Origin of the sequence: Arenibacter flavimaris (genome assembly GCF_030291335.1) — a bacterium.
Lineage (GTDB): Bacteria > Bacteroidota > Bacteroidia > Flavobacteriales > Flavobacteriaceae > Arenibacter.
Window position 1 is genome coordinate 1 of the sequence record NZ_JASWIM010000037.1, and the last position, 17,575, is coordinate 17,575.

15 protein-coding genes and 1 pseudogene are annotated in these 17,575 nt (G+C 35.4%); 11 read left to right on the forward strand and 5 right to left on the reverse strand.

Annotated elements, in window-relative coordinates; all coding sequences use genetic code 11:
• The 5 genes and pseudogenes from QSE00_RS25385 to QSE00_RS21020 form a co-directional block, all read left to right on the forward strand.
• A pseudogene (locus QSE00_RS25385) lies at positions 1-97 on the forward strand (IS982 family transposase); the annotation flags it as partial.
• Between the two features lie 27 nt (positions 98-124).
• Positions 125-1,645 (forward strand): McrB family protein, encoded by a 1,521-nt coding sequence (locus QSE00_RS21005; protein WP_286107381.1) that lies wholly within the window; start codon positions 125-127, stop codon positions 1,643-1,645.
• On the forward strand, positions 1,638-2,888 hold the full coding sequence (locus QSE00_RS21010) for an McrC family protein (protein ID WP_286107382.1): 1,251 nt from the start codon (positions 1,638-1,640) through the stop codon (positions 2,886-2,888). Before QSE00_RS21005 ends, QSE00_RS21010 begins: the two co-directional genes overlap by 8 nt.
• A 13-nt stretch (positions 2,889-2,901) precedes the next feature.
• Positions 2,902-6,105: a type I restriction endonuclease subunit R gene (locus tag QSE00_RS21015; RefSeq protein WP_286107383.1), complete on the forward strand. Its 3,204-nt coding sequence runs from the start codon at positions 2,902-2,904 to the stop codon at positions 6,103-6,105.
• A gap of 101 nt (positions 6,106-6,206) precedes the next feature.
• Positions 6,207-6,812, forward strand: coding sequence for a DUF4468 domain-containing protein (locus tag QSE00_RS21020; RefSeq protein WP_286107384.1), 606 nt, complete (start codon positions 6,207-6,209; stop codon positions 6,810-6,812).
• A 71-nt stretch (positions 6,813-6,883) separates the two neighbouring features.
• Here QSE00_RS21020 and QSE00_RS21025 read toward each other — a convergent pair whose 3' ends face one another.
• Positions 6,884-7,471, reverse strand: coding sequence for a thermonuclease family protein (locus QSE00_RS21025; protein ID WP_286107385.1), 588 nt, complete (start codon positions 7,469-7,471; stop codon positions 6,884-6,886).
• 325 nt (positions 7,472-7,796) lie between these two features.
• Positions 7,797-8,540 (reverse strand): hypothetical protein, encoded by a 744-nt coding sequence (locus QSE00_RS21030; protein WP_286107386.1) that lies wholly within the window; start codon positions 8,538-8,540, stop codon positions 7,797-7,799.
• A gap of 191 nt (positions 8,541-8,731) precedes the next feature.
• On the opposite strand from QSE00_RS21030, the gene QSE00_RS21035 reads away from it, so the two are divergent.
• From QSE00_RS21035 to QSE00_RS21050, 4 genes are all read left to right on the forward strand, one after another.
• Positions 8,732-9,457, forward strand: coding sequence for a hypothetical protein (locus QSE00_RS21035; RefSeq protein WP_286107387.1), 726 nt, complete (start codon positions 8,732-8,734; stop codon positions 9,455-9,457).
• A 228-nt stretch (positions 9,458-9,685) separates the two neighbouring features.
• Positions 9,686-10,555, forward strand: a complete 870-nt coding sequence (locus QSE00_RS21040) for a hypothetical protein (protein ID WP_286107388.1) — start codon at positions 9,686-9,688, stop codon at positions 10,553-10,555.
• A gap of 57 nt (positions 10,556-10,612) precedes the next feature.
• Positions 10,613-10,891 carry a transposase gene (locus QSE00_RS21045; protein ID WP_286107389.1) on the forward strand — a complete coding sequence of 93 codons (279 nt, stop codon included), beginning with the start codon at positions 10,613-10,615 and terminating at the stop codon, positions 10,889-10,891.
• The gene (locus QSE00_RS21050; protein WP_286107390.1) at positions 10,888-11,736 is read left to right on the forward strand and encodes an IS3 family transposase; all 849 of its coding nucleotides are present in this window, start codon (positions 10,888-10,890) and stop codon (positions 11,734-11,736) included. The genes QSE00_RS21045 and QSE00_RS21050 overlap by 4 nt, the downstream gene beginning before the upstream one ends.
• 4 nt (positions 11,737-11,740) lie before the next feature.
• Here the strand turns inward: QSE00_RS21050 and QSE00_RS21055 are convergent, their stop codons facing one another.
• Both QSE00_RS21055 and QSE00_RS21060 read right to left on the reverse strand, forming a co-directional pair.
• Positions 11,741-12,106 carry an Hsp20/alpha crystallin family protein gene (locus tag QSE00_RS21055; protein ID WP_286107391.1) on the reverse strand — a complete coding sequence of 122 codons (366 nt, stop codon included), beginning with the start codon at positions 12,104-12,106 and terminating at the stop codon, positions 11,741-11,743.
• A gap of 94 nt (positions 12,107-12,200) precedes the next feature.
• Entirely contained in the window at positions 12,201-12,671 is a 471-nt protein-coding gene (locus tag QSE00_RS21060) for an Hsp20/alpha crystallin family protein (protein WP_110357332.1), read from the reverse strand.
• 607 nt (positions 12,672-13,278) lie between these two features.
• Between QSE00_RS21060 and QSE00_RS21065 the strand changes: the two genes are divergently transcribed.
• The gene (locus QSE00_RS21065) at positions 13,279-13,644 is read left to right on the forward strand and encodes a nuclear transport factor 2 family protein (protein WP_286107392.1); all 366 of its coding nucleotides are present in this window, start codon (positions 13,279-13,281) and stop codon (positions 13,642-13,644) included.
• Positions 13,645-13,698: 54 nt separating this feature from the next.
• Here QSE00_RS21065 and QSE00_RS21070 read toward each other — a convergent pair whose 3' ends face one another.
• Entirely contained in the window at positions 13,699-14,391 is a 693-nt protein-coding gene (locus tag QSE00_RS21070) for an NUDIX hydrolase (RefSeq protein WP_110357330.1), read from the reverse strand.
• 228 nt (positions 14,392-14,619) lie between these two features.
• Here QSE00_RS21070 and QSE00_RS21075 point away from each other — a divergent pair, with 228 nt between their 5' ends.
• Entirely contained in the window at positions 14,620-17,571 is a 2,952-nt protein-coding gene (locus QSE00_RS21075) for a SusC/RagA family TonB-linked outer membrane protein (RefSeq protein WP_286107393.1), read from the forward strand.
• Positions 17,572-17,575 lie beyond the last annotated feature (4 nt).

Here is a 17,575-nt window from a genome sequence, read left to right on the forward strand (position 1 = left end):
AAACTTCATCACAAATATGGTTTCCGGACTCATTGCATATGCCTTTTACCCAACAAAACCAAACATCAATATAGACAACCTTCAAAGAATTGGATAGTCCTTATATCGAACTCACGTTAATTATATGGATTCACCTTTAAACCAAATACTTTTTGGCCCTCCAGGAACAGGCAAAACATATCATACTATAAATAAAGCTATATCCATAATAAATCCAAATTTCGACCTTAAACAAGACAGAAAAGTAATAAAGAAAGAATTTGACACTTTATCAAGGAAAGGTCGAATATTGTTTACAACATTTCACCAAAGCATGAATTACGAGGACTTTATAGAAGGCATTAAGCCTCAAAAGCCTGAAGACAGTGATAGCTTTTTAAAATATGATATTGAATCAGGTATTTTTAAGAAAGCCTGTGCCAATGCAGCAAATTTATGTTACAATGAATATATTAAATCTAACGAAGAATCTGGGGAGTATACATTTGATGATTTATACGATTCTTTTATTAATCACCTCTCCTTATTGGTTGATACTAACAAACCTCCAGTTTATAAAACATTAAGAGGAAATGAGGTAGAAGTAAAAGAGATAAACCGAAATAATTCTATTATTGCAAGGGCCAAGGATTCAATTGCAAAGAGCTCTGCTCCCTTAACCAAAGAAAATATTCAAAAGTTATACGACACCTTTAAAAGCATTGATGAAATAAAAAGCTTAAGTCAGGTTAGGGATGCTGTACAAATCACTCCAAGAATTACAGAGTTTTATGCTGTATTTGGAGGCTTAAAAGATTACGAATCAAATCAATTTCAGCCCAATGAAGACTTAATTGAAGAATCTAAGGAAATTAAGGTTATTGATGATAAAGAAAACTTAACAAAGTTTAATGCTGGAGTTTATAACAATTCAATAAAGGAATACGGTAAATATGCCGAGCCCGTTGTTGTAATAATTGACGAAATAAATAGAGGAAATGTTTCTCAAATTTTTGGAGAATTAATAACACTTATAGAAGAGGATAAGCGCTTAGGTAATAATGAGTCTTTAGAAGTTACACTTCCATATAGTAAAGAATCTTTTGGTGTACCACCAAACCTATACATTATTGGAACTATGAATACAGCAGACAGAAGCGTTGAAGCTTTAGATACTGCTTTAAGAAGACGTTTCAGTTTTCAAGAAATGCCACCAGATTATAGTCTTTCTCAATTAGATTATACAGTCTATAATTATAAAGCTTCTGAGCTTCTTAAAACAATTAATAGTCGTATAGACAAGCTGTTAGATAAAGATCATATCATTGGTCATGCCTATTTTATGGTAGAAGAAGGTAAAGATGAAGCAGAAGAAATTTTAAAAGCATTCTATAAAAACATCATCCCATTGTTACAAGAATACTTTTTTGGAGATTTTGGAAAAATAGGTCTGGTTTTAGGAAAAGGCTTTGTGAACAAAAAAGATTGGGATAAAAATACCGATGCTTTTGCAGATTTTGATCATGAAAGCAGTAGTGATTTTGAAGAAAGGGATATTTATGAAATCATAGATTACAGAAATAGGGAGCACAATTATAAAATTGACAATGTTGATATGTCTTTTGATAAAGCCATTCAACTTTTAATGAAAGGTTCTATTGAGTAATGAAAATAGACATATCGTTGTTTTTGAACATGAAGTTCTTCGTTTAGATATGGGTGAAAAACGAATTTCTGAAGACCAATTTAAAGCTTTACAGCATTATTATGGTTCTGGAATTCCGTTTTTCAAATTAATCTATAATGGAGTTCAGTTTAACGAATATGTTGGTGTTATTCAAATAGGTAAAACCCTTATTGAAGTGTTGCCTAAAGCAGATAAAAGTTCAAATTCTAAAATAGAAGAAAATAAATGGCGTGATATTTTAATAGGTATGATGCGGTCTGTTGGTGGTTTTGATATTAAATCAACAAGTTCAAGTAATTTAAAAATAAAACCGAATACAATACTCGATTTATATTTTGAGCTATTTATTAAAGAAGTTGAGTATTTATTGCATTCTGGTTTAGTCAAAAAATACAGAAAAAAAGAAGGCAATGTATCTGCATTAAAAGGAAGTTTGCAGTTTAGTAAACACATTCAATATAACGTTACCCACCAAGAACGGTTTTATGTTCGTCATACTTCTTATGATGTAGACCATCAATTACATTTTATTTTATACAAAACTATTCAACTCATAAAGCATATAAACACCAACGCTTCTTTACAAAGCAGAATTGGTTCTTTACTATTGAATTTCCCAGAAATGCCAGATTTAAAAGTAACAGAATCAACTTTTAATAACTTCGCTTTTAATAGAAAAACAGAGCATTATAAAAAGGGTATAGAAATTGCCAAATTGTTGCTTTTACATTATCATCCGGATATTAGTAAGGGTAGAAATAATGTCTTAGCGCTTATGTTTGATATGAATTTACTTTGGGAGAAATTCATATTTAAGAGTTTAAGAAAACACAAAAAGAATCAGTCTCAAATTACAGCGCAAACAACTAAATATTTTTGGAAACCAGAAAGAGGAAATCGATCTAGTATGAAACCGGATATTTGGATACAAAACGGAGAAGAAAGTTTTATTTTAGATACCAAATGGAAAAATTTGAGTGGATATAACCCATCACCTGATGATTTAAGACAGATGTACGTTTACCACGAATACTATAAGGCGAAAAAAGTAGCTTTAGTTTATCCAGGAATTAAAAACGAAAAACGACATGGGTTATTTTTAGACCCGACTACCAGTCATCCATTAGAGAAAGAATGTAGTGTGATTACTGTTGAAGTCAATAACAATATAAAGAATTGGCAAGAGAACATAAGTGAGCAATTTAAAAATTGGCTTAATTGATTAAAATAAAACTATGAGCTACGAATATTCCGAAGATGGTTTAATAGAAAGCGCCACTCAAGAAGTCTTGGAAGAGTTGGGCTGGACCGTTGTTACTGCTTGGCGTAATGAGTCATTTGGACCGGATAGTTTATTAGGAAGAGAAGATAAAAGTGAAGTAGTTTTAACACGCTATTTGTTGCAAGCACTTAAAGATTTAAATCCGGATCTTCCAGAGTTGGCTTATGAGCAGGCTATAGAACGCATCACTCAAAACGTAGCAGACCAAACCTTACCAAGAATAAACAAAGAAAAAAGCGACCTGTTAAAAAATGGGGTCCCTGTAAGTTACACCAATGATAAAGATGAACTCATAAAAACCAAATTAAAGGTTTTTAATTTTAACAACTATCAAGACAATCAATTTCTGGCAGTAAGACAACTAGAGGTTCTTGGCGAGCTCTATTTAAGGCGTCCGGATGTGATTGGTTTTGTGAACGGTATTCCGTTAATATTCTTCGAACTTAAAGCGCATCATCAAGATTTACGACATGCGTATAACGATAATTTAAAAGATTACAAAGACACCATTTCACAGGTGTTTCATAATAACGCGTTCATCATATTAAGTAATGGTGTAGATGCCAAGGTAGGCACCATAACAAGCCCTTTTAAATACTTTCTCGATTGGAAACGTATTGAAGAACAGGAGGAAGGTGAAGTGAGTTTAGACACCATGCTCCGTGGCACTTGTGATAAGCAACGCTTCATGGATATCTTCGAGAACTTTTTGCTTTTTGATGATTCCCATGGCGATGTGGTAAAGCTGATGTGCAAAAACCATCAATACATTGGTGTAAACAAGGTTATAGAAAATGTCCATAATATTGAAGATTTAGAGGGTAAACTTGGAGTGTTTTGGCATACACAAGGCTCTGGTAAATCCTATTCAATGGTCTTTTTATGCGAAAAAATCCATCGGAAATTAGGGGGTTCTTACACCTTTTTAATTGCAGTAGATAGAACCGAATTAGAAAATCAGTTGTATGATACCTTTTCTGGCGTTGGTGTGGTGAATGATAAAAATGTGATTGCCGGAAAGAAAAAAGGGATGACTGGTCGTGAGCATTTACGCGAGTTGCTTTCAGAGAATCATAGATACGTTTTTACACTAATTCACAAATTTTCCATAGACCCTAAACTAGAAAGCGAATATCCTTTAATTACAGAACGAAAAAACGTGATTGTAATTAGCGACGAGGCCCATAGAACACAATCTGGAACCTATGCCAGAAACATGCGTTTTCACGGTTTGCCAAACGCATCGTATCTAGGGTTTACAGGAACACCAATAATTAAAGAAGAGGAAGAGCTAACCAAAAACATCTTTGGTGAGTATGTATCTATTTACGATTTTAAACGCGCCATTGAAGATGAAGCCACCTTACCATTGCGCTATTTAAATAGGGGTGAAAAGTTGGACATTACGAATCCAGAACTGGATGAAAAAATGGCTGAGGTTTTTGAAAATGAAGACCTGGATGATGACCAAAAGAAAAAATTGGAATACCTTTTCAATAGAGACTATCCCATACTAACAGCACAACCTAGACTGGATGCCATTGCCAAGGATTTGGTGTGGCACTTTAACGAACGTGGTTATCAAGGTAAAGCCATGTACGTGGCATTGGATAAGCCAACAGCTGTAAGAATGTATGAACTCATACAAGATTATTGGCCGGAATATTTAAAAGAATTGGAACAACGGATTAAAAATGCCGAAGACCAACAAGAAGAACAGGAGCTAAAACGTAAATACAACAAAGTAAAAGAAACTGAAGTTTGTGTGGTAGTGAGCAGCGAGCAAAACGAAGTAGATAAATTCCGTAAAATGAATTTAGATATTGAAGTTCATCGCAGAAAGATTGTAGAGCGCAATTTAGAGAAAGAATTTAAGGATGAAGACAATCCTTTTCGTCTAGCCATTGTTTGCGCCATGTGGATTACTGGTTTTGATGCACCTTGTGTATCTACGGTGTATCTGGATAAACCTATAAAAGGCCATACGTTAATGCAAACTATTGCTAGGGCCAATAGAGTTTACGATGACGAAAAAGAAAATGGTTTAATTGTAGATTATGGAAATGTCTACAAGCAATTGGAACATGCCTATACTATTTATGGTGAAGGGGATAAAACTGGTGTCAAAGGAAAACCAAAAGGAAAACCTGTTGAGCCCTTGGAAGGTGTTGAAATTGAACAATCGATCAAGGATGTAAAGGCTTATTTGAAAGAACTTAATTTTTCGCTTCAGGATTTAAAAGATGCGAAACCCATGTCTAAAATCGCAAAAATAAAAGATGCGACAGATTGTGTTTGTTTAAATGAAACAACACGTACCACCTTTGAAATGATGGCTCGTAACGTGTTTAGAAAATATAAAGCATTATTTCCTTCAGAAAAGCTTAAGCCACATGTTAAAGATTATAATGCCATTGAAGCAATATACACTGCTTTAAACCAAAATGTGAAATCGGCAGACGTCATACAAATTATCATGGATTTACAAGCCATAGTCAGTGACAGTGTTGTTATACGAAATCCAGAAGTAAATGAGGATGAGGAAGAAGTATATGTAGATTTATCATCATTGGATTTTGACAAGCTAAAAGCGGCCTTTGCCAAAACACCACGAAAAAACACCCTGGTTTTTAATTTGCAAGAAGCTATTGAGCAGCGTTTGGAGCAAATGCTAAAAGAGAACCCACTCCGTATTCAGTTTTACGAGCGCTATAAAGAAATAATAGACGAGTATAACCGGGGAAAGAGTTTAGAGGATACTGTTAGGACCTTTGATAACCTAAATACCTTCATAAAGGATTTATCGTTTGAGGAACAACGAGTCGTTAGAGAAAATTTACAAGATCAGGAAACACTTGCCATTTTTGATTTGCTGAAGGAAGGTAAGGAGCTATCCGATAAAGAATTAAAAGAAGTCAAGAAGGTAGCAGCTAAAACATTAGATGTATTAAAGACCGAAAAGCTTAAAATTGAAAAATGGAGAGAAAGTAGACAAATAAAAGCCCAGGTAAAAAGCACTATTTATGACAACTTGCTGTATTTGCCCCAAGATTCCTACTCCGATGAAGAAGTTGGAATAAAAACAGCTAACGTCTATCAACATATTTACTCCAATTACTTTGGTGGCGGGAAGAGTATATATCAAAAAGCTATATAATAAATTTAGCTTAGAAAATTACTAAGTCATAAATCCTGTGTCAGGTATCAACTAGTTTCAAATATTGATAATTCAACTAAAATTAGTCTAAAACTATAATAATGAAAAAAATACTCTCTATTATAATTCTATTATCAACTCAAATTATATTCAGTCAAATAGTATTTGATTCTATAAATCGAACAGTTTATTTAGATCAAGTTTATGAGGTTAATGGGACTGAAAAACAAATACATGATTTAGCAAAAGAATGGATAGCACTTAATTTTAATTCTGCCAAAGATGTAATTCAATTGGATTTAAAGAATAAAATAATTTTAAAAGGTCAAACATCCCTTGCCTATAATTCATTGTGGAAAACCTTAAAATTTATTTTTAATATTTCAATCAAAGAAGGAAGGTATAGGCTTGTGATTAATGATTTTGTGCATGAAGGAATTATGGATTTAAGTCAGTCAATTGAAAGTTTTTATGCATATTCTGAAAATGAATATATACTTAAGCTTCAAAATGCGTTAAAAAATGATAGGACTTCTAAGAGTGAAAAAAGAAAAATAACCAAATTACTTAATGACCCTGAAGAGCTGCATAAAAAATACATGAAAGAGGATGGTTATTTGATGAAACGAATTAATGGAATATTTTTTCCATTATCTGAAAATCTTCGAACATTTGTTGAATCTGAGCTATCAAAAAACGCCTGGTAATATAGCTATACCTAGAGGTTAAGGCTTCATTTTTAGGGAAGGCTATAATTTGTAAACTACCAAATAACATCTTACCTATAATCCCATGGCGCTATAGGGTTGGGGTCCTTCCACAAGCCAACTTTGCTGGCTCGTGCTTCTCTTTCCAGTTCGTCATAGCTCATGTCATCCGAATATTTTTTAAAGTGCCAAGCCATGCCCAGGCGTACCATTTCTTTATTCACATTTAAGCTGTCCTTATTAAAAATAACCCCGATCAATCTTCCATTGCGATCAAATTTACCATCGGATCGGATTTTAACCATTTGCCCAAAACATAGGTCAGAAATTGCAAGTTTAGCCCTATTCCCAAAAGGTTGTTTTCCTCTTTTTTCTGGGGCATCAATATGTTCCAATCGAAGTTTAATAGGTAATTCTCCATAAAGCATTTCTACAGTATCACCATCAAGGATCCTTATGATTTTGCCTTTTAAGTGCTTTAATTTGGTAGTGTCAGTTTCAGAAAATTCGACCAACTTTTCCTTTTCCTGATCTCTCAAAGTAAAATTCTCACCCAGTTGTTTTGAACTGTTTTGCATATTACCCCAAGAAATAGAGATAAATGCAAGTAAGATTACTATAGCAATGGATTTAATTAATTCTATTTTTGGCTTCCTCATAAGGCAATTATACTGTTTCAAATTTTATTTAAAAAAACATCAATGCTACTCGATAGAAATTGAATGGCCGTATATCACAAATAAAACGAAAAAATTTGGGTATCCCTTGCGCCTTTCCGTAATATAATGATTCCAATTTTTGCATTATAAAAGGAAAGAGAAATTGGGGAGCGAATCCTATATAAAATGAAGGAGTTTGTCCAACTTACCAACCTATAATATAAAAAAGATACCCTCTAAGGGGTATCCTTATTTACGATAATAAAGCTTTTATTGGAATCCGAAGTATTGAGATAGTTATTTTTACTTCAAGACTATAATTGGGTTATTTGTACTCATATTTTTTTAAGAAAATACTAGTGCCATCATTTTCAGAAATAGCTGTGAAGGTGGCGGAAATCGGGTAATCATCTTCATCATAAACATAGTCCGCAACTAATTGAAATGTAACTGATCCGCGCTCAACATCTGTGACTACTATTTTTTTAATGTTGTTCAATGGCAACAGTTTTCTAGCTTGAATGAGGTCTGGTGATTGAGTAGACAAACCGATATTGAATTGGACCTTATCCAATACGGCAATAGCACCAGCTGCTTTTAGGGTATAGAAAAAAGGGTTAGGTGTTGGGTCGTAAGATACATCTACCTTAAATTCCTGTATACTCCCTTCATAATCTTCTTCAAGTAGCCTTATAATCGAAGGGTTCTTGTTAGAATCGTATTCTAGAACCTCTCCAAATTGAAAAATATCATAAGGCATATTATAAAATTCACTGGTTTGCAGCGGTTCACTTCCGCCTGAAATGGTAGACAGCTCGTCATCCTCGTAGACAAGAACGTTAGAATCGTAACCGTCGGTAAAACTGCTGACCCTGTTTTTTGAATCATAATTAATAAATAAGGATGCGTTTTCCTCTGAATCCTGAACAGATATCATATCCATCCGAGTAATTAATTTTTCGGCTACCTTCCCATTGGCTTGTTCAAATTCATCTGATGTAGATTCCTTGCTACAACTCCCCAATATTATAAGAATTGAGGATAATACGACTATAGACTTAATTTTCATAAAAGTACTTTAGATTAAATATTGATTTCATGTTTGGCAATATCGCCCGGTTCAAAACTAATGCAGAATTACTGCACGCAATTGCGGTTTTCCGCATTGCTTCCGGGTTAACTGTAATTAACTTGCCTATTGATAATATTGCACTACAGAGTAAAATTTATAACCAATCATCTAATTCAGAAAATCAAATTATGAAAAAAGTTACCTTATTATTTTTACTTATCATCACTTTTTTAGTCCCAAAGAATACACACGCCCAAGATAATGGTGCCGCAATAGCCGCTGGGGCAGGAGCGTTGTTGGCCATTGGTGCCGGGATTGCAGCGGTAGAGCAGATGAAGGAACGCGCGGAGTTAACCGCAACCGAATGGATCTTGTCCAATAATCCGGAATTGGTTAATTTCTCTTTGCAAACACTGGATTTTAACGGCAAAAAGTTAAAGGACATGTCGGAAACATCCGTAATCTCCTTTAAAATTCAGGAATTTGTACCTCAGGACAAACCGGAGTTGGATGGAAAAAAGCAAATTTTGCTTGGCTTTACCAGCTATGGTTGGATAAATGAATTCGGTATAGACTTTGATAAAGTACGCTGGTTTTTAATAGATTCTAAAGAATGGATCAATATGATGACCTCCTATACCAAAGTTGCCTCGGGAGAAAAAAATGATACTTTTGTTAGGGAACAACTTACCGATGGTAAAATTGTAAATAAAGGAATAAAAGTAAAAAGCAAAACTACAATTCCCTTTTATGAACTTTCTGGGGACATGTACGTAACTACCGATTACAATGAAGAAATGAAATTTATTTACAATGAAAAATCCCTTGGTATTTATTTAAAGGAAACCAAAAATTTAATTCAAATTAAACGGGGAAATATCATAGAAATACATGACTTCTTTTTTGATGAATAGGGAATACTTTGCAAAGATTTACAACCTTATCTCATAATGAGTTAACGCTATTCTTGCCTTATAGCTAAGTGATAAAATCTAGTATGGTTATACTATTTCTAAATCACTACATTTTTCAAATTTTAATAGAAAAATTGCCTATTAACCTCTACTTCAAATATAACTATTCCATGAAATGCATATAAAACATAATTCATAATATTTACTATCCATATACGTTTTTGTAATATGAGACAAATATCAGCTACTGCTTTATCTAAAGAACGAGGAATCGAAACTAATGAATTGTTTAAAATTCTTTCAAATAATAATTGGATATATAAAAAAGATGATAAATGGAATTTAACAAATGAAGGCAGGATGGCAGGAGGTGATATTAAATATAATCCCAAATTCGGGGAGTATATTGTATGGCCAATAAATATTGACCTGAATCAAACTACTGATTACTCTGAAACTTTAAATGTTACTAAAATTGGAGATCAATATGAGATTTCAAGACAAAAGGTAAATCTATTTTTATCTGAGCTAGGTTGGATCGAAAAAGATAGAGGTGGCTGGATTTGTACAGAACCAGGTTTAAAAAATGGAGCAATACAAATGGAAGCCCAAAATGGAAAACCTTATGTTGTTTGGAGTAAAGAATTAACCGACAATAAGCACTTCATAAGACTGATAAACGAAGCAACTGGAAATGTTGATGATTTAGTCAAGGAGGAAAAAGAGATAAATGAAACCGATGATTTCAGAAAAAAATTCCCTGCTAATTATAGAACACCTGATGGGCATTATGTGAGGAGTCGAGCGGAAGTAATTATCGATGATTTTTTATATAAAAATGGCATAGCCCATGCTTATGAAAGAAAATTAAATATTGATGAAGAAATGTATTGCGATTTCTACATTCCATCTCAAAAATTATATATTGAATTTTGGGGTTTAGAGGAAAATGAAAGATATGCAGAAAGAAAAAAAAATAAATTAGGCCTCTATGCTAAGTATAAGTTTAAATTAATTGAGATTAATAATAATGATTTAGAAAATCTTGAAGAAAAACTAGCTAGTAAACTAAGAAAGCACAATATAGTTGTGGATTAGTATAATACTCCCCAAATTTAGGACAGCAAGTTAAGTTGTAATTTAACCCTGTCAAATATGAAGAGATCTAGAAGAAAATTCAGTTCATCGTTCAAGGCCAAAGTGGCCATTGAGGCGATAAAGGAGCAGAGCAGCCTGCAAGAGCTTGCGGCCAAATTCGAATTGCATCCCAACCAAATATCAGGTTGGAAACGCGAGTTTTTAGAAAATGCGGATCTGGCCTTCGGGCCAAAAGCTGAAAAAGAAGATCCCGATTCCGGGACCGGACCGCTTTACAATAAAATCGGTCAGTTGCAAGTGGAGAACGATTTTTTAAAGAAAGCCTTGGGCAAATGAGCACTACCGAAAGAAGACAGAAGGTGGTAAGGTCCCATCCAAGGCTAAATCTTGTCCAACAATGTAAGCTCCTGGATATCCACCGCTCCGGTCTCTATTACAGGCCCAGAAGTGAGAGTATGTTGAACCTAAAGCTCATGAAAGAGATCGATGCACATTTCTTGGAACACCCCTATTATGGGGTGGAGCGAATGACAGATTACCTAAACCTTGATCTTGGGTACCGTGTCAATGTAAAAAGGGCAAGACGGCTGTACAAGCTCATGGGCCTACGGACCATATACAGAAAGCCCAGGACCACTATCAGGGATCCCGAGAGCTACAAGTACCCTTACTTGCTCAGGGACCTTAAAATAGAACGGCCCGATCAGGTCTGGCAGACCGACATCACCTATATACCCATGTTACGCGGGTTCATGTACATGAACGCCATAATCGATGTACACAGTAGAAAGATACTGAACTGGAGCGTTTCGAACTCGATGGACAAACAATGGTGCATAGAACTCTTGGAGGACACCATTGCCAAATATGGCAGCCCGGAGATACATAATTCCGACCAAGGATCCCAATATACCAGTACCCAGTACATAGAGGTGCTCAAAGGGCACGACATCCAGATATCCATGGATGGTAAGGGGAGGGCATTGGACAATATCTATATCGAACGTTTCTGGAAATCCATCAAATACGAAAAGATATACCTTAACCCGCCCAATGGTGGTCTGGACCTTTATCAAATGGTAAGGGAGTATGTCGAATTCTACAATACCAAAAGAAGGCATACCGAAATAGGGAAAGTGCCGCCAGATCAAATTTATAATGCTAAAAAATTGGCATCATGATAAACTAAGGAATACCTTTAATCTGTCTTACAGATGGGGAGCAGTGTAGTAGACCGAAGGCTCTATAGAACGAATTGCTTACAAACTCTGTGCGCACCCAGTTTTTATGCTTTTCCTCTCTGCTCTGTTCTTTGTGGGCACTTACTATAATGCACTCGTTCTCTATTTCTATGTTAACATCGTTCTTGTCCAATCCCGGCAAAGCGAGCGAGAGTTCAAAAGCTTTTTCTTCATCACTGATATTGGTCGATGGAATTGTTACCAGCTCTTCGTTATCCTTGTTTTTGTTAGGTAAAAGTTTCCCGATAAAGTTGTCTATAAACGGTGGGATTTTAAGGTCTTTTCCTATTTTTTTTCCAAATACTTTCATTTTTAAGATAATTTAAAGTTCCTATTCGATTATTACGTAAACACGATTGAATTAATTAAAAGGCCGGCAATACCGGCCTTTTAAAACTAGACTCTTATGAAATCTTGATAGTTCTGGCGGGGTTTTGGATAGCCTCTTCATTTTTGGGCAGGTGAATGCTCAATACCCCATCGGTATACTTCGCATTGATATCATCCTCGTTTATCGTTTTTGGTAGTGAGAACGAACGCTTGAAAGAAGAATAGCCAAACTCCCTACGGATAAAGTTGTCTTCTTTCTGTTCGTTGTTTTCTTCCACTTCTGTGCAAATGGAAAGCACTTGATTATCCAAATTGATACGGAAATCTGATTTTTTCAATCCTGGTACCGCCATATCTACAAAATAGGCATCCTTGGTCTCCCTGATATTTACTTCGGGCAAGGAATTATAATTTGTAGTAAAAACTGAAGGTAGTTCCCAATTGAACGCTTCATCCAACCAAGAGGACCATGTTGGATAGCTAAGGCCATTCGAATTTGTGCTTACCTTACTGCCATTTTTTCTTGTTGTTACTAGATTGCCCATAATTACAAAAAAATTTAGGTTAAACAATAATTCAAATAATCTGAAAAATATCGGACAAATAAAATGCCAAAATGTGGGGGCCCTGTTCCATTGATAAATTTTTAAAATTCTTTTAAGAAATTCAGAAAAAAATTATTAATAAAGTTTTAAAATCATGCCGATTTGACATAATGAAGTTGCGTGATAATGACAATTTTTTATAATCAAATATTTGAATGTCATGTGCTAACAAAGGGGTTAAATTAATGAGTGAGAATTATTTTTTAAGATTCTGGTGAAAAGGCACCCTCAATTTTTATGGATGAGGATTTGGTGCTTGGAACCTATAACGTTGTAACAGCGAGATCCCTGTAATAACATAATAGTGTATCAATGCCAAAGGGATGGCATTGACCCCAAAAAAAAAGATTTAGTAAATTAGACCTATAGGAGGAATTTAAGTACAGCTTCCACCTATACCCTTGTTGTAGATAAATTTAATTAAAATTGGTAAAAGTTGAATTTTCGAATTCTTTTAAAGGTCCTTTGGTGTTTGCTATGGTTACCACTAAGTTGCAACAAAAAAGTAGTAGTCAAAGAGATTGATTCAGTAGCCTTAATTGAACAAGTGAAAAGTAGGGTCGATGCTTTTCATATGGCCGATACAACTCTGAATTCCGATGGGGTTGTAGATCTATTATGGCCAGAATTCATCATGTTGGCAGATGGAAATTATATTGCATATGATAACGTCAGGGAAGGCACTAAAGCCTTCATGGCATCCTTGGAAAGCTTTGATTCGGAATGGAAAAATGTAAGAATTATTCCTATAGGAAATCATCACGCGATTTCTTCATTTATATTTACCGATTCACTTGTTGCCAAAGATGGGACAATTTCTCAATCCCAAGGGCCAAACACCTTTGTATGGGAAAAACGCGATGGGATCTGGAAATTGATATATGGAGATGTTGATCATTATCCTATGGAATGATGTAACGGGATATTCAGCCCAATTCCAACCTAAAGGGTCAATGAACTATAATGTTTATAGCTTAAAATTAAAACCATCCTCTACTTTACGATTGTATTTTTCCTCATCGAATTGAAATAGGAATGCCCCTTTTTTGGAAGATTTCATATCTTTTTCATCCAACTTAACCAATATATCCAAGGAATTGAACTTGTTAATGAAGTTTCGTTTGTCCAACTTAGTATCCAATATGGCTTCGTACAATTTTTGCAATTGGCGCATTGTAAATTTTTTTGGCAAAAGTTCAAAACCTATGGGCTTGTTTAATGCCCTTCTACGTAACCTGGCCATTGCCCGTTCTACCATACGGCCGTGGTCAAAAATTAACTTAGGTGCATCCTTTAGGTTAAACCATTGTATGGGATTCTGTTTTAAAAGCTCCTTGTCATGGGAAGCGATATCGATGAGGGCATAATAGGCAACAGAAATTGTTCTTTCAGCAGGATCACGATCCACTTTGGAGAAGGAATATACTTGTTCCATATATATATTGTTCAGACCGGTCAAATGATTTAGTATCCTGGTGGCCGCTTTGTCCAAATCTTCTTCTTTTTTAAGAAAACCTCCTATTAGGGACCAATTTCCCTTTTCCGGTTCAAAGTCTCTCTGAACTAATAGAATCTTTAATTTTTCTTTATCAAATCCAAAAATTATACAATCAACCGCTAATAGAACCTTGTCTTCTTTATTATAATGATTTAATACCATTGTTGAATTTTTGTGGGGCAAATTTAACAAGATTAGGATAATTCCTTATCAAAAAAACTAGTTATTCTTTAAAAGCTAAATTACCGATAGCTGCAAAATATTGATTTTCAGGTGTGAAATAAAAGTGTTAAAACTACACATATTTATGTTGGACCCTTGCATATGTCATTTTTCTTTGCTTTATTTACAGGTGTAAATAACACACTTAATAACGAACCAGACTCACTTATGAAAAAAAAACCAGTTCATTTCGGATTTAAATTTCGACTTCCCAAGACTGTTGGGATATTGACATTTCTATTATTCATGACTACCTTAGTTAGCTTTGGACAAACTCAACGTACCATTCAGGGTACGGTGGTTAATGCTAATGATGATATACCTTTATTGGGTGTCAGTATAATTGTCAAAGGTACAACGATTGGTGCTGTAACGGATTTCGATGGAAAGTATTCCATACAAGCATCTCCTTCAGACGTTCTTCAATTTAGCTATGTAGGGTTCCAGAATATTGATATTCCCGTTTTGGAACAATCAACAATTGATGTTTCATTAGAAGAGGATTTTACGCAACTAAATGAGGTTACCATCACCAGTATCGGATACGGTACTGTTGAAAGAAGGGAAATAACCAGCGCCGTAGCCAGTGTTGATTCCAAAGAATTTAATAAGGGTAACATTAGTAATCCTGCTCAGTTACTGCAAGGTAAAGTGGCCGGCTTATCTATTGCGAAACCGGGTGGTGATCCCAATGCAGGTTATAATATACGTCTAAGGGGGTTATCAACTTTTGGGGCCAATTCCCAACCTTTAATAGTTATAGACGGAGTGGTAGGTGGTGCCTTGGCCTTGATCGATCCAAATGATATTAAATCGATAGAAGTTCTTAAGGATGCCTCCGCAGCAGCAATATATGGAACTAGGGGAGCCTCAGGTGTTATTTTGGTAACAACCAAAAAAGCGGTTGGAGTTGGTGCTGCTAGAATAGAGTACAATACTTATCTAGCAATGGAAAGTGTGGCCAAATTTGTTCCCAATTCTACTCCAGAACAATTTGTTGAGGCTGGTGGAGTTGACAATGGCTATAAAACTGATTGGCTGGATTTATTGACACAAACGGGAATTTCAAATGTTCACAATTTGGCAATTTCAAATGGCACTGCCAATGGAAATTATAGGGCCTCTATTAATTATAGGGATGTAGAGGGCATTGCACTAGGTACGGGTTTTGACCAATTAAACGCAAGGTTCAATTTTGAACAGCGTGCCATGAATGATAAGTTAATTTTAACGCTTAATGGGGGTGTAACGAAAAAAAATGCCCAATTTAAACCTTATGAATCACTTCGGTTTGCAATTATTGCGGATCCAACAGCCCCGGTTTATATAGGTGGTGATGCAGCAAATGGCTATTGGGAGCCAAGTACTCCAGAATATCATAACCCTTTGGGAATCGCCAATGAAGTTACGGACGAGGGCACCTTTAAAACCATGTTGGGAAATATACGAGCGAAGTATAAGCTTACTGATAATTTTGACTTTTCTGCCTTTTATTCCTTACAGTATGAGAGTGACCTCCGTTCCCAGTATTTTTCCTCAAAAACTCGGTTTTCAGCAGGATCAGGTCAGAAGGGGCGGGCTAGAAAAGAGTCGGAGGATAGGCTTAATGAATTATTTGAATTAACGGCCAATTACCAAAAAAACTTCAATGGGCTTAAAGTGTCGCTTTTGGGCGGTTATTCCTGGCAGCAGTTCTCGTTTGAAAATTTTAACGCGTTTAATACCAATTTTATAACAGATGAATTACTTTACAACGCTCTGGAATTAGGACTGGGTACGGCTACGGGAAGTGATGCATTTGCCGGTATGAACAGTCAAAAGGAAGAATCGAGATTGATTTCGTTCTTTGGAAGGGCCATGTTCAATTTTGAGGATAAGTTTTTTGTTAGTGGCTCCATAAGAAGGGAAGGGTCTTCCAAATTTGGTATCAATGAACAATGGGGTAACTTTTACTCAATTAGTGGGGGTATGGATTTTGCGGAAATGTTCGAGATTCCTTTTAGTGTTTTAAAACTTCGTGCCGGTTACGGTATTACAGGGAATTTGCCTAATGAGAATTATGAAAGCCGCACAAGACTGTCCAGGGGTTCTAGGAGCTATTTCAACAACACCCGTTATTTACAGGGTGTAAATTTTGCTTCAAATCCCAATCCAGATCTTAAATGGGAAGAAAAGGCAGAAACGAACATGGGGCTTGATTTTGGTTTATTTGATTCCCGTTTATACGGTTCTATTGATTTTTATAGCAGAAACACAACAGATGTATTACAATCCGTTAGCGTACCTGTACCGCCTAATTTTTACCCCAATACCTTGTTGAATATCGGTGAATTAAAATCGAATGGCCTAGAAATAGCGTTGAATGGCGCAGTAATCCAAAAACAAGACTTTTCGTATAATACAGGAGTTACATTTTCAACCTTTAATACGGAACTTGTAAGTTTGGATGGTGATAGGGAGCAAATATTCTTGGGAAACCTTGGTGCCCCTGGACTGAATAACATTTTGGTGATTCGTGTAAAGGAAGGAGAAAAGATTGGAGACATAATGGCTCCTACTTTTGAAGGATTGGATGATCAAGGTAGAAGAATAATCACCGATAGAAACGGAGATGGAACCATTAACCAAGAGGATGATGCCGTAGTGGCAGGTAATGGTTTGCCAGATTTTGAAATTGGTTGGAGCAATTCCTTCCATTATAGGAATTTGGATTTGAATTTTACTATGAGAGGTGCTTTTGGCCATAGTTTGGTAAACATTAATAGGGCCTATTATGAATCTCCTGCTGCCTCCAATAATTACAACCCCGTAAGGACAAAGTATTATTTACCAGAACTGACACAGCCTGAAAGTTGGAACAGCTATTATGTAGAGAAAGCTGATTTCTTAAAGCTGGACAATATTACCTTGGGCTATAACTTTGAGGTTGGAAAATCTTCTGCTATAAAAAGTTTTAGACTATATGCCTCCGGTCAAAACTTATTTGTAATAAGCGGTTACACTGGTGTGGATCCCGAGGTTCATTACTCTTATGGTTCGCCTTTGGCACCCGGTGTTGATGATAGAAATTCATATTTCCGTACCAAGACAATTAGTTTAGGTTTAAATATAGGACTTTAATATA

Coding starts and splice junctions, on each gene's coding strand:
- QSE00_RS21005 (WP_286107381.1), top strand. CDS start 125: ATGGATTCACCTTTAAACCAAATACTTTTTGGCCCTCCAGGAACAGGC.
- QSE00_RS21015 (WP_286107383.1), top strand. CDS start 2,902: ATGAGCTACGAATATTCCGAAGATGGTTTAATAGAAAGCGCCACTCAA.
- QSE00_RS21020 (WP_286107384.1), top strand. CDS start 6,207: ATGAAAAAAATACTCTCTATTATAATTCTATTATCAACTCAAATTATA.
- QSE00_RS21025 (WP_286107385.1), bottom strand. CDS start 7,471: ATGAGGAAGCCAAAAATAGAATTAATTAAATCCATTGCTATAGTAATC.
- QSE00_RS21030 (WP_286107386.1), bottom strand. CDS start 8,540: ATGAAAATTAAGTCTATAGTCGTATTATCCTCAATTCTTATAATATTG.
- QSE00_RS21035 (WP_286107387.1), top strand. CDS start 8,732: ATGAAAAAAGTTACCTTATTATTTTTACTTATCATCACTTTTTTAGTC.
- QSE00_RS21040 (WP_286107388.1), top strand. CDS start 9,686: ATGAGACAAATATCAGCTACTGCTTTATCTAAAGAACGAGGAATCGAA.
- QSE00_RS21045 (WP_286107389.1), top strand. CDS start 10,613: ATGAAGAGATCTAGAAGAAAATTCAGTTCATCGTTCAAGGCCAAAGTG.
- QSE00_RS21050 (WP_286107390.1), top strand. CDS start 10,888: ATGAGCACTACCGAAAGAAGACAGAAGGTGGTAAGGTCCCATCCAAGG.
- QSE00_RS21055 (WP_286107391.1), bottom strand. CDS start 12,106: ATGAAAGTATTTGGAAAAAAAATAGGAAAAGACCTTAAAATCCCACCG.
- QSE00_RS21060 (WP_110357332.1), bottom strand. CDS start 12,671: ATGGGCAATCTAGTAACAACAAGAAAAAATGGCAGTAAGGTAAGCACA.
- QSE00_RS21070 (WP_110357330.1), bottom strand. CDS start 14,391: ATGGTATTAAATCATTATAATAAAGAAGACAAGGTTCTATTAGCGGTT.
- QSE00_RS21075 (WP_286107393.1), top strand. CDS start 14,620: ATGAAAAAAAAACCAGTTCATTTCGGATTTAAATTTCGACTTCCCAAG.